This is a genomic window from Janthinobacterium sp. 64 (genome assembly GCF_002813325.1).
GTDB lineage: Bacteria > Pseudomonadota > Gammaproteobacteria > Burkholderiales > Burkholderiaceae_D > Janthinobacterium.
On record NZ_PHUG01000001.1, the window covers coordinates 4,371,270 to 4,383,927 of the forward strand.

The following is a 12,658-nucleotide window of genomic DNA, read 5'->3' on the forward strand; positions in this document are numbered from 1 at the left end:
CGCCATTACCGGCGTTGCGCATTTTTCGGGCGCATTTTGTCGATTGTAGACTGACAGCTAAATATTAACAATATGCAAGAAAAATTGACTAAAAACATGCAACATCGGTGCTAAAAAAACACTTTAAATCCGGTCTGCTGACACTATCTATGCTTTATCGCTTAGGCAACTATATTTTCAAGACAATACTTTGTTTTAATTAATATTGCCAATGAATCTGCAAAAAATATGGCGTCTCGCCTTTCCGGCGCGAAATCAGAAAAGTAACAAGGTATGAATTGCGCGTCAGAATGGGCTGCGCCGCGCTATATTGGACAGGTATAAGAAGTGGCACCATGCCACGCACATTTCCTGAAAGGGTACATCATGCAAAAGCAAACGACGCGCGCCCTGGTCGCCGGCCTGGCCTTGCTGGCCAGCAGCGCGGCCTGGGCTGGAACGGAAGTGCAGTTCAGCAAACCGGATCAATACACGGATATCCCGTTCAATCCGCAGGAACGCGATGACGTGCTGAAGGAACTGAGCCGGCATTTCGAGAAACTGGGCGCATCGCTGCCGCCCGGGCAAACCTTGAAAATCGACGTCACGGATGTGGACCTGGCGGGACGTGAAAATCCGTCCCTGCGTGCCGGGCAGGATATCCGCGTCATGAATGGCCGGGTCGACTGGCCGCGCATGCGCCTGCACTATGTGCTGGAGCAGGATGGCAAGGTCATTCGCAGTGGCGATGCGGCCCTGTCCGACATGTCGTATCTGAACCGCATCAACCACTATTTCAGTAATGAAAAGCTGCGCTATGAAAAGCTGATGATCGATGACTGGTATGCCGATACTTTCGGTATCAAGGTGAAGCGCCAGGCGCGCAAGTAAGCGAGCGATTTCATCGCTATGTCAGCGCAGGTACGCAGCTTCGATGCGTGCCAGCTGGCCGTTCTGCCGCATGGCAAGCAAGGCCGCATTCATCTTCTCGATGAATGCGGCCTTGTAGGCGGGTGTATTGCGTGCGCTGTAGGCGATATACGTGGCTTCGGACGACAGTTCCAGCACTTCGTGCAATTGAAAGCCGTAGTTGCTTAGTTCTCCTTGCAGCTGGCGCGCCGTGTGGCGGGCTGCGCCGCGGTCGCTGGCGTAGCAATCGATGCGCCGCAGGGCCAGTTTCTTCAGATTGGCTTCGTTGCCCTTGGCCGCTTCCAGATGCAGCACTCCCTGGCGGGCCGGCTCCATCAATTTTGCCGACAGCAAAAAACCCGTGTTGACGCCGATGGTCAGGCCGGCGAAATCCGCAGGAAAATGCGTGCGCGGTGTGCGCATGACGGCGTCATGGCAAAACAGCACCACCGATTCGCGGTACAGCATGGCCGAATACGGTTGCACGTACGGCCGCTCCGTCTTGCGCCCGGGTGGGAACAGACCGAATACCTGGCCTTTTTCCAGGGCATCGAGTCCCCGTTTCCAGGGGCGCGGCTGCAGGTCCAGCTGATACTCCGGCATGCTGGTAGCCGCTGCGCGCAGCATGTCGACGTACATGCCCTTGAAGACGCCGTTTTCCACATAGCTGTACGGCGCATAGTCGTCGTCGCCATACAGGATGACGGTTTGCGGCGCGGCCAGGGCGCTCTGCCACACGCCCGACAACGCCAGGGCCAGGCATAGTCTTGCCGTTATCGCTGCTTGCATGCCGCTCCAGTTTCAATGTCTTCCTGGCAAGCATACAGCATGGCGGCAAGGCGACCCGCTTAATTTCCCCTTTAGTCGATCCAGTTCACCTGCGGGAACTTGCTGCCGAACTCTTCCGGCATCGGTACGACCTGGCTGCGCTTGTAGTTGAAAAACACAAAGCCGGACTTGGCCATCGCGATCAGGGTGTTGTCGCGCGGGCGCGTGATGCGGAAGGTGATGTCGCCGCCATATTTATTGAAATCCATGACGCCCACTTCGAACAGCAACTGGTCGCGCGCATGGGCTTCGGCACGGTAGGTGGTGGCCAGGTCGGTGACGATGATGCCGGTGCCGTCCGCTTCAATGTCGCGCACGCCGAATTCGAACAGGAAGCGGGCGCGCGCCTCGGAAATCATGGAAATCATGGAATCGTTGCCGAGATGGTTGCCGGCATTGATGTCCGTGGTGCGTACCGTCAGTTGCGAGGAATAGCAATACTGGTCTTCGGGAAATTCAAGTTTCAAACGGGCCATGGTGTTCTCTTGGGCTGGTGCGCGGGGCGCGACGGGAAAAACCCATTCTAGCCGGTTCCCCGCGCCCCGTCGAAAAACGTCCTCTGCCGCGTGCGCCGCCATGACCGCCTGCGCACGCTTACTTGCGTACGCTTATTTACGCTTATTGACGGACGATCTGGTACACCTTGCCCGTGCCGCTTAGCATGTACAGCTCGTTTTTCGCATCCTGGCCAAACGACAGGATATTGCCCACATTGGTGATGCCCCAGTTCGTCACGGCGGAGGCCGTGCCATTGCTGTAGCTGAAGCTTTTCAGCCAGCCGCTGCAGTAGTCCGAATACAGGTACTGCCCCGCCAGTTCCGGCAAGGCCGTGCCCCGGTACACATAGCCGCCCGTGATCGAACAGCCGTTGGCCGCATCGTTGCTGTACGTGATGGCGGGCAGGACCAGCCCCGCCTGGTTGCAGCTGGCGCTGTTGTAGCACTGCGTGCCTTCCATGATGTTCCAGCCATAGTTGTTGCCCGCCTGGCCCACGGGACGCACGTCGACCTCTTCCCAGTTGGCCTGGCCCACGTCGGCGATGTACAGCAGCTGGGCCGGCACGTCGAAGGCGTAGCGCCACGGATTGCGCAAGCCATAGGCCCAGATTTCAGGGCGTCCGCCTGCCGTGGCAAAGGGGTTGCCGGGTGGAATGGCGTACGGCTGGGTCACTGTGCTGGCGTTGACGTCCAGGCGCAGCAGTTTTCCCAAGAGTACGTTGATGTTTTGTGCATTGCCGGGCGGGTCGCCCCCGCTGCCGCCGTCGCCCGTGCCCGCGTATAGATAGCCGTCCGGGCCAAAGCTGAGCAAGCCGCCATAGTGGTTGTTGAACGTGGGATGGGGAATCGTGATGATGGTCAGCGCGGACAGGGGGTCGGCCACGTTGGCGTTGCCCGCCGACACTTGCCGCCGCTCGATGACGATATCGCCAGCCAGGTTGGTGTAGTACAGGAAGAAATAGCCGTTGCTGGCGTACTGCGGATGGAAGGCCATCGACAACAAGCCCCGCTCGCCACTGGTGGTGGTGAGCGTACTGATATCGAGGAAGGGCGTGGCCAGCAAGTTGCCGTTCTGCACCACGCGGATGCGACCGGCCCGTTCGATGATGAACAAACGGCTGTCGCCGGGCGGCGCGGTGAGGAAGATGGGCACGCTCAAGCCGCTGGCCACTTCCTGCAGGCGCAGGGCCAGCGGTGCCGTGGCCGCGTACGTGACGGCCGCGCTGGCCGTGCCGCCGGCCGTCACTTGCACCTGCTGCGTGACGGGCGTGGGCGCCAGGGTTCCCGTGCCTTGCGCCACGCTGGCGGCGCTGAGCGTGTAGGCGCCGGGTGCCAGGTCCGTCAAGGTGGTGCTGGCCGTCAGCGTCTTGCTGTAGGACGCCGGTCCTGTGAGCGTGACGGCGCCCGCCACGCCTGCCGGCAAGCCGCCGATGGTGACGGTCAGGCTGCCCGTGGTGGCCCCTGGCGCTGGGTGGTGATGGCCGCCGCCACAGGCTGTCAGCAGGGCCAGGCAGCATGCCAGCAGCAGGGCCAGCCAGGGGCCGGGGAGGCGGGAAAGGAAATGGCGCATGTCGGTCTCCTGCGGGAATGACGCAATGGCTGCTCAAAGGATGTGCCCAGAATGCGCGTCTTTGTATTGGGACGTTTGCGCTGGCGCAAACGTGCGGCGGCAGCGGACAAATGCGCCGCGTTTTCAGACAAGCGCGGGGTTCCTTGCCCCGCCACGTTTGCTGGCAGCCGATAATGGCGCATCTGAAACCGAGCAGGAAGACATCCCATGAAAACCAAAGCCGCGATTGCCTGGAAGGCGGGCGCCCCGCTGACCATCGAAGAAGTCGATCTGGCCGGCCCGCGCGCCGGCGAAGTGCTGGTCGAGCTGAAAGCCACGGGCATTTGCCATACCGATTACTACACCCTGTCGGGCGCCGATCCGGAAGGCATCTTCCCCGCCATTCTCGGCCATGAAGGCGCCGGCGTCGTCGTCGACGTGGGTCCGGGCGTGACGACCCTGAAAAAGGATGACCACGTCATTCCGCTGTACACGCCGGAATGCCGCCAGTGCAAGTTCTGCCTGTCGCAAAAAACCAACTTGTGCCAGGCCATCCGCTCCACGCAGGGCCGCGGCCTGATGCCGGACGCCACCAGCCGTTTTTCGCTCAATGGCCAGCCGCTGTTCCACTACATGGGCACGTCCACCTTTTCCAATTACATCGTCGTGCCGGAAATCGCCCTGGCCAAGATCCGCGAAGACGCGCCGTTCGACAAGGTCTGCTACATCGGCTGCGGCGTGACGACGGGCGTGGGCGCCGTCTTGTTCTCGGCCAAGGTCGAGGCGGGCGCGAATGTCGTCGTGTTCGGCCTGGGCGGCATCGGCCTGAACGTGATCCAGGCAGCGAAGATGGTCGGCGCCGACAAAATCATCGGCATCGACATCAATCCGGCGCGCCAGGCCATCGCGCGCAAGTTCGGCATGACGCATTTTATCAATCCGAACGAGGTGGAAAACGTCGTCGATGCCATCGTGCAACTGACGGACGGCGGCGCCGACTACAGTTTCGAATGCGTGGGCAACACCAACTTGATGCGCCAGGCGCTCGAGTGCACGCACAAGGGCTGGGGAAAATCGTTCATCATCGGCGTGGCGGCGGCGGGCCAGGAAATTTCCACGCGCCCGTTCCAGCTGGTGACGGGGCGCGAATGGCGCGGTTCGGCCTTCGGTGGCGCGCGCGGTCGTACGGACGTGCCGAAAATCGTCGACTGGTATATGGAGGGCAAGCTCAACATTGACGACCTGATCACGCATCGCTTGCCGCTCGAACGCATCAATGAAGGCTTCGACCTGATGAAAAGCGGCGAATCGATCCGTTCCGTCGTGTTGTACTAATCTTATCGGGTGTACTCATTGCGCAACACTTGACGGACGGGGCAGGGCGGCAGGCTGTACTTCGCTGCCTGCCCCTGCTAGTGTGAAGGCATCCACCTTGCTTTGGGAGCCGTTCATGTTTGCCACTGCCTACCTCGCCACCTTGCGTCGCATGCTGCCCGTCTTCTTCGGCGCGGCCCTGTCTTCCCTGCTGGCCTTGTGGTGGAGCAATGCCGCCATCCTCGCCACGCCGGCCATCTGGCTGGCGCTGCTGGCCACGTATCTGCTGTGCGCGCTAATGTTTACGCCGCTGGCCTGGCACCGTCAGCAGTTGGCCACGCGCCACGTGCGCAGCAACAAGTCGCGCTGAGTCCTAGCGCGCCGTGCTGGAAAAACGTTCGCGGTAGTCGCGCGGCGTAATGGCGAGTTTCTTTTGGAACAGGCGGCGCAGCCTTTCTTCGCTGTGCAAGCCCGCCTGCACGGCCACCTGTTTTAAGGACGATACATTGTCTTCCAGCAAGCGACGCGCCACTTCAAAGCGCGCCGTCTCGATGAATTCCGTAGGACTGCTCCCCGTTTCGCGCTGGAACACGCGCGTAAAATTGCGCTCGCTCATGGCCAGCCTGGCTGCCAGCAGCGGTATGCCGAGCTCTTCGCCCAAGTGTTCCATGATCCAGCCCTGCAACTGGCGGATGGTCGGATGCGTCGTCATCTGGCTCGACAGGTGCACGGAAAACTGCGACTGGCCACCGGGCCGCTTCAGGTACACCACCAGGTCGCGCGCCACTTCCAGCGCGATATCGCGGCTGAAATCGTCTTCCACCAGGGCCAGCGCCAGGTCGATACCGGCCGTCACGCCGGCCGACGTCCAGAATTTCCCTTCCCGCACGAAAATTGCGTCGGCATTGACGTGTATCAATGGATAGCGCTGGCGCAGGCTTTCCACGGCGCTCCAGTGCGTGGCGGCGCTCTTGCCGTCGAGCACGCCGGCTTCGGCCAGGAAGAAGCAGCCCGTGCACAGCGCCGCCAGCGTGTCGATGCGCGGCGCCGCCTCTGCCACCCAGGCGGCGAGGGCGGGAATGTCCTGCAAGACTTGCTCGACGTGGTGGCAGCCGACGATGACGGCCAGGTCGGGCAGGCGGTTCACATCGAGTGCCTTGCTGGCGTGCAGCGACATCAGCGTGTCGGACTTGACGGGACCAATGGCCGTCGACACGATGCGCACGTCGTAGCCGCCGGGCAGATGGCGCAGGCGCAAATGGGTGTTGGCGTAATCAAACACTTTCATGGCGCCGATGGCTTCGAGCGCCTTGAAACCGGGGTAGACGATGATGTCGACGGTACGTAATGGAAATTCTTGCGGGCTGTGTTTGATCATGCAATGAATGAGATAAATGGAATAGTGCCATAATGCAATAACAGCGGTGGCATAGATTAGCATGGAATAAGCGACGGACCGCCTGGTTTCCCACTCATCAGATTCATCGATATCTTGCGCATATACATTTTTCTCGTCGGTTTGTTCTTCTATCTATCGACCGGCATGGCCCAGGCGGCCACCTTCAATTTCAATGGCGTTGACGTCAGTAATTGCACCCGCTCTGGCGCGCAATATACCTGCGGCAACTTGTCCATGGCCGATACCGACGTTATCGTTATCGCCAGCGGCTATGGCGTGACCTTCAACAGTTCTCTGACCATGACTTATAACCAGGGATTGAGGATGAGTGGCAGCGCCGCGTTGACGGCCACGGGCAATCTCGATATCAAGGACATCAATCCATCCAACTTGAAAGTGACTGGTGGCAGCCTGACGGCGGAGGGCGGCACGTTCAGCATGGGAGCGCAGGCGCAGACGATCATTGCCAACATTGCCGGCACGACCATCAAAATGGGGGGGAGTGCCGTCAAGGTGACAGGCAGCATCAGTGCCAAGGGACTGGTGGAAATTTCATCGGGCTCGACCATCACGGGGGCGATTGGTGGCAATATCGTCAATATCCTGCCCGCGAATAGCCAGATCGAGGGCGATATCACCGCCAAGACCACGCTGACCATCGGTTCCGGCAGCCAGATCAAGGGTGACCTGACTGCGCCGACCATCGATCTGAAGGCGTCCGGCCTGCTTGTCACGGGCGACGTGACGGCATTAAAGTCGCTGACCATTGCCTCTGGCAATGCCATCAATGGCAATGTCGAGGGCGGCAATGTCACCCTGGATGCGGCGAATGGGTATATCACGGGCAATGCACTGGTCGACCACATCACGCTGGGGTCGTGGACGCATGTGGATCAGACGATCACCTGCAAGGCCTATACTCCAGCCAACCCCTGCAGCTGCGTGACGAACAACAGCGGCTGGCCTGCCGGCAGCGTCAACGGCCCGAAATGCGGCCCCGGCACCCCCACTGGTCCCCACCATTTCCAGATCGATCATTCAGGCACGGCCCTGACGTGCGCGCCGCAAACGGTAACGGTGACGGCGTGCGCGGATGCGGCTTGCAGCGTCAAGTACACGGGCGGCGCCACCGTGATGCTGAGTCCTGGCGGCATTACTTCTCCATCCGTCCAGATCGGCAGCACAGGCATGGTCAGCACCACCGTTCGCCAGTACACGGTCGGCACGGCCACCCTGAGCCTGACCAGCGTGCCCGGTGCAACGGACGCGCTGGTGTGCAAGCGCAGCTCGGACAATAGCAATAGCTGCAACATGGCGTTCGCGGCGACGGGCTTGATGGTCACGCCCGTCAATCATAACTCCGCCGTGGCCACGGATTTCACAATCAGCGCATTGCAAGATAAACCGAACGAGCAGGCCTGCGTTCCCCTGTTTAAGAATGCCAGCAAGGATTTGACCCTCAGTTGCAGCTACAGCAATCCTGCCAGCGGCACCTTGCCGCTCCTGGTCAAAGGGACGGGGGGCTTTGTGCCATTGGCCGCGAGCGCCAGCAGCGCGTGCAGTGCGACGGGCCAGTCCGTCAACCTGGCGTTCGACAACACTGGCGTTGCCACGGCAACCATGTCCTATGCCGACGCGGGCAAGCTGACGTTGAACGCAAAGTATGAATCGGCCAGCGGCAGTGACAAGGGCTTGAAGATGCAAGGCAGCGGGGACGTGATTGTCGCTCCGTACGATTTTGTATTCAGTGCGATCGCCACGCCACAGCGTGCGGGCGTGGCCGTGACGGGCGTGACGCCGGCAACAGCGGTTAACGTATCGGCACGGAATTTTCTGAAGGCGGTCACGCCCAACTTTGGCCGCGAAGCGGCGCCGCCAGCCGTGCTGCTGGGACGTACTGTCGTTGAGCCCACGTTTGCCGGCCGCGCCGAGCCGGAGGCCGATGGCAGCCTGGGCTTCAGCGGGGGTGTCTTGACCGCCACGGGCATGAGCTGGAAGGAAGTGGGATTGGTTCGATTTACGGCCAGCTTGAGGAACTACCTGGGATGGCAACGGCCTGCCGTCGATGGCATCATTCCACCGCTGGCAAGCGGCACGAGCGGCCAGGTGCAGTTCATCCCGCACCACTTCATCACGGAGTTGATCAAGGACAAGGAAGCTGACCAGCCCAAAGTGACCAACGGCATCGCCACGCCATGCGCCGCCCCGCTCACCTGTGCCAACGATGGGGAGCAAGGCCGCTACGCCTACTCGGGGCAGGCGATAGGCGTGCGCGTGACGGCGCGCGCCTTGGGGGGAGCGACGACGGCCAATTATGACGAGCGCAATCCGAGTGCCATGGCGCCCGTGTTGCTCGAAGGCCTGGATGCGGCCACGGGCGCGATTTCCTTTCCACCGAGCACCCCTGATGGCAGCAGCCGCCTTACCGATGGCAGCAAGGCGCAAACCACCGTCACCGGCGTGGCGCCTGCGACATTTACCCTCGGCATCGCCCGAAGCATGGTCGCCTACCGTTTTCCGGGCAAGGCAGGCGCGCCGGTGAAGGTGGCGCCCACCGACGTGCTGCTGCGCGCCAGCAGCACGTATCCCGGCGGCGCCGTCGTCAGCTCAAGTTCGGCATTGATACAGAACGAGGCACGCATGACCGTGCTGTCGGGGCAATGGCAGGTAGCCCACGGCTATGGCTCCGAGTTGCTGCCCGTCCGGCTGGCCGTGCAAGTGCAGTACTGGAATGGCACGAAATGGATCACGAACCTGCTCGACAGCATCAGTGAGTTCAACAAGTCGCAGGTACTGTTTGTCAATTGCAAGAAAACGCTGGACTGCAGCAAGCTGGCCGCTGATGACCGGGTCTATACCGTCGTGCAAGGCGCGTTGCCGCAGGCCAATCGCCTGACCCTGCTGGCGCCCGGAACCGGCAAGGCTGGCAGCGTGGACGTTTCCGTGGGCAATCATCCCTATCTGGGCAGCACGGTGGGCGTCGTTGTCTTTGGCATCCTCAGATCGGGCCCCGTGCTTTACCTGCGCGAGATGTATTGAGCCTGTGCAAAGGGGGGCGGACGCAGGCGGCGCGAAAAACCAGTAACATGCCTGGCTGTGGCATTTCCTCCCCCAACCTCAGACTGGAGTTTTCTATGAGCACAACTTCGCAGTGGATCGATATCGCCGGCCCGGACGGCAGCTTCCAGGCTTACCTGGCCGTGCCGCACGTGGGCAAGGGCCCCGCCATCATCCTGTTGCAGGAAATATTCGGCGTCAACGAACACATCCGCGCCGTGGCCGACCAGTACGCGGCCGATGGCTACGTGGTGCTGGTGCCCGACCTGTTCTGGCGCGCTGGCGCGCACATCGAACTGGGCTATGACGAAGCAGGCTGGAAGCGCGCCGTGGAACTGATGCAGGCCACCGACAATCCGCATGCCGACGCCGATATCGCCGCCACCGTCGCCGCCCTGCGCGCGCGTCCGGAAGTGACGGGCAAGCTGGCCTCGGTCGGCTATTGCTTCGGCGGCCGCCTGTCGTTTCAAACGGCAGCGGCCGGCCTGGTCGATGCCGCCATCGCCTATTACGGCGGCGGCATCCAGAACAAGCTGGACCTGGCCGACCAGATCAAGGTACCGCTGCTCATGCATTTCGGCGGGCAGGACAGCCATATTCCGCCGCAAGCCGTGCAAACCATCGCCGAGCGTTTCGAAGACCGGCAAGACGTGGAAATCCATATCTATCCGGGCGCCGAGCACGGCTTCAATTGCACCCACCGCGACAGTTACCAGCAGCGCGCCGCGGCCCACGCGCACGGCAATTCCTTGATTTTTCTGGCGGAAAATCTGTAAGCGGGAGCGCCGCCAGCGCTGTCGGCTCGGCAGTAAAGCCGCATGGGCGCTAAAATAGCGGCTGTGCCGGGCAACTCCGGCCGGCCGGGCGCGGCGCCCGGCAAACCTGGATGAGGAACCGAATCAAAGATGGCCCAAGTAATTGTTTCTGTAACATTGGCGGCAAGCGCCGAAAGAGTGTGGGATTTTATCGGCGGCTTCCAGTCGCTGGCTGAATGGTCGAGCTCCATCAAGACCAGCCTGCCTGAGCACGGCGGCAGAGTGCGGCGCCTGAAAACCACGGACGGCGCCATCATCGCCGAACGCCTGCAAAGCTACAGCGAAGCGGACAAGAGCTACAGCTACACCATCGTCTCCGGTCCGATCCCCGTCAAGAACTACCGTTCCACCCTGCGCGTCACGGGCGAACCGGGCGCGAATGAATGCGTGGCGCAATGGTCGAGCGAGTTCGACGCGGCCGAAGGCGTGGAAGAGGTCATGGTGGGCGCGTTTCAGCATTTATACGAAACAGCGTTCGTCGACCTGAAACGCATCATGGCCATTTGAATCACCAAACCCCATAGCAAATACCGAGGTCAGACCCTGAGGGTCTGACCCCAGCCTTTCTGTTTTGCGGGTTAAACATGGTTACCCTCTTAGCGTTTTACCTTCCCAAACGCCTCACCCTTGTTCCAAGTAGGCAAGTTCTTGTCGTTCGCCACTTCATAGCCCAGATTCAGGGTGAACTGCGCCTGCTGCACCATACCGGACAAGTCCCACGACGGGTGGTACTCATCGGTGACCTGGTGGTAATCCTTTTTAAACGCCACCAGGCGCTCGCCCGAGGCTTTGGGTTCCTGGACGAAATCGAAGGAGCCGTCGCCGGAAAACACGGCTGAGCCCACGTTGAAGGCGGGCACGCCGGCCTTGGCAAACGCAAAATGGTCGGCACGGTAAAACGCGCCGGACAGGTCGGGGATCGTCGGCGCCAGGCGCAAGCCCATGCGTTTGGCGACCCTGGCGGCGCTGGCGTACAGGCTGCTGCGCTCGGCGCCGGCCACGCCGATGTCATGCGTCTTGCCGACGAAATTCATGCTGTCGAGGTTCAGGTCGGCGGCCGTCTTGGCCAGCGGCCACAGGGGCGCGCGCGTGTAGGCCGTGCTGCCCAGCATGCCCGTTTCTTCGCCGGCCGGCCACAGGAAGATCTGCGTGCGCCGTGCCGGCTGTTTCACGGCCACTTGCGCCATGGCCAGCAGGGCCGCCGCACCCGAGGCGTTGTCGATGGCACCGTTGTAGATGTGGTCGCTCTGGCCAGCGCGCTGGCTGCCTTCGTCATCCTTGCCCAGATGATCCCAGTGCGCCGAGTAAATCACGGCTTCGTCCTTCAATTTCGGGTCCGTGCCCGGCACGATGCCGGCCACGTTGAATTGCTCGATGCTGCGCACATGGCTATGGACTGCCACCTTGACCGTCGCGTTCAGGGCGACGGGGCGGAATGCGCGCGTTTCGGCCTGCGCGCGCAAGGCGTCCAGGTCTTGCCCGCCCGCCTGGAACAGGGCGCGCGCCATGTCTTCCTGCAGCCAGCCTTCCATCGCATTGCCCGCGCCCGCCAGGTTGAAGCGCTCGTGGCCGAAGCCGTTGGCGGGCACCGACCATGGATACGAAGCGGACGCCGTCGTGTGGATCAGCAGCACGCCTGCGGCGCCCTGGCGCAGCGCTTCTTCGTACTTGTAGACCCAGCGGCCGTAATACGTGAGGGACTTGCCGGCGAAGCGCTGCGGTTCGGCGCTTGTGGGCTGCGGGTCGTTGACCATCAGGATGAGCAATTTGCCTTTTACATCAACACCCTTGAAATCGTCCCAGTTTTCTTCGGGGGCGCGGATGCCGTAGCCGGCGAACACGACGGGTGCGTCGAACGCCACTGTCTGCTGGCCATTCGCCGCGCCAAAGACGATGTCCTGGCCGAAGGCGGGAGACAAGGTCTTGCCGCCCGCGCTGAAGGTCACTGTGCTCGATGGCAAGGCCTTGCTGCCGACGATGGTCAGCGCTTGGCGATATGTGCCATCTTTTAATGGTTGCAGGCCGGCCACGGCTGCCTGCGTTTCCAGGTAGCGCACGGCCAGGTCGCCGCCGCGCTGGCCCGTGCCGCGTCCTTCCAGCAAGTCGTCGGCCAGGAAGGACAGATGGGCGCGCAGGGGCGCTTCGGCAACGAGCGGTTGGGCGAGGGCGGCCGTGCTGAACAGGCTGGCGGCGAGGACGAGGGGGAAACGCATGACAACTCCAAAAGTGAATACGGGAAAGCAAAGCAGTGGCAATCTTACTCTACCGCAATGCTCTGGCGTAGCGCGCGGCGTGCGCGCGCCATTGCGGC

General features: G+C 61.7%; 11 protein-coding genes. 6 read left to right on the forward strand and 5 right to left on the reverse strand.

Features of this window, described 5'->3' with window-relative positions; genetic code table 11:
* The first annotated feature begins 366 nt into the window (after nt 1–366).
* Nucleotides 367–870 carry a DUF3016 domain-containing protein gene (locus CLU91_RS19240; protein ID WP_100875423.1) on the forward strand — a complete coding sequence of 168 codons (504 nt, stop codon included), beginning with the start codon at nt 367–369 and terminating at the stop codon, nt 868–870.
* A 21-nt stretch (nt 871–891) separates the two neighbouring features.
* Here the strand turns inward: CLU91_RS19240 and CLU91_RS19245 are convergent, their stop codons facing one another.
* The 3 genes from CLU91_RS19245 to CLU91_RS19255 all read right to left on the reverse strand — a co-directional run bounded on the left by CLU91_RS19245 (nt 892) and on the right by CLU91_RS19255 (nt 3,783).
* Complete coding sequence (locus tag CLU91_RS19245) at nt 892–1,677, reverse strand: substrate-binding periplasmic protein (RefSeq protein ID WP_100875424.1); 786 nt, start codon at nt 1,675–1,677, stop codon at nt 892–894.
* Between the two features lie 71 nt (nt 1,678–1,748).
* Nucleotides 1,749–2,192 carry a thioesterase family protein gene (locus tag CLU91_RS19250; protein ID WP_071079638.1) on the reverse strand — a complete coding sequence of 148 codons (444 nt, stop codon included), beginning with the start codon at nt 2,190–2,192 and terminating at the stop codon, nt 1,749–1,751.
* Nucleotides 2,193–2,334: 142 nt separating this feature from the next.
* Nucleotides 2,335–3,783: a PQQ-dependent sugar dehydrogenase gene (locus CLU91_RS19255; protein WP_100875425.1), complete on the reverse strand. Its 1,449-nt coding sequence runs from the start codon at nt 3,781–3,783 to the stop codon at nt 2,335–2,337.
* Nucleotides 3,784–3,990: 207 nt separating this feature from the next.
* Here CLU91_RS19255 and CLU91_RS19260 point away from each other — a divergent pair, with 207 nt between their 5' ends.
* On the forward strand, nt 3,991–5,097 hold the full coding sequence (locus tag CLU91_RS19260; protein WP_100875426.1) for an S-(hydroxymethyl)glutathione dehydrogenase/class III alcohol dehydrogenase: 1,107 nt from the start codon (nt 3,991–3,993) through the stop codon (nt 5,095–5,097).
* A 115-nt stretch (nt 5,098–5,212) separates the two neighbouring features.
* Nucleotides 5,213–5,446 carry a hypothetical protein gene (locus CLU91_RS19265; protein WP_100875427.1) on the forward strand — a complete coding sequence of 78 codons (234 nt, stop codon included), beginning with the start codon at nt 5,213–5,215 and terminating at the stop codon, nt 5,444–5,446.
* Between the two features lie 3 nt (nt 5,447–5,449).
* On the opposite strand, the gene CLU91_RS19270 is transcribed toward CLU91_RS19265, so the two are convergent.
* Nucleotides 5,450–6,454 carry a GlxA family transcriptional regulator gene (locus tag CLU91_RS19270; RefSeq protein WP_100875428.1) on the reverse strand — a complete coding sequence of 335 codons (1,005 nt, stop codon included), beginning with the start codon at nt 6,452–6,454 and terminating at the stop codon, nt 5,450–5,452.
* A gap of 114 nt (nt 6,455–6,568) precedes the next feature.
* On the opposite strand from CLU91_RS19270, the gene CLU91_RS19275 reads away from it, so the two are divergent.
* From CLU91_RS19275 to CLU91_RS19285, 3 genes are all read left to right on the forward strand, one after another.
* Nucleotides 6,569–9,514, forward strand: coding sequence for a polymer-forming cytoskeletal protein (locus tag CLU91_RS19275; protein WP_100875429.1), 2,946 nt, complete (start codon nt 6,569–6,571; stop codon nt 9,512–9,514).
* A gap of 95 nt (nt 9,515–9,609) precedes the next feature.
* Nucleotides 9,610–10,308, forward strand: coding sequence for a dienelactone hydrolase family protein (locus tag CLU91_RS19280; RefSeq protein ID WP_100875430.1), 699 nt, complete (start codon nt 9,610–9,612; stop codon nt 10,306–10,308).
* Nucleotides 10,309–10,437: 129 nt separating this feature from the next.
* Entirely contained in the window at nt 10,438–10,854 is a 417-nt protein-coding gene (locus tag CLU91_RS19285; RefSeq protein WP_100875431.1) for an SRPBCC family protein, read from the forward strand.
* Between the two features lie 89 nt (nt 10,855–10,943).
* Here CLU91_RS19285 and CLU91_RS19290 read toward each other — a convergent pair whose 3' ends face one another.
* Complete coding sequence (locus tag CLU91_RS19290; protein WP_100875432.1) at nt 10,944–12,560, reverse strand: M28 family peptidase; 1,617 nt, start codon at nt 12,558–12,560, stop codon at nt 10,944–10,946.
* Nucleotides 12,561–12,658 lie beyond the last annotated feature (98 nt).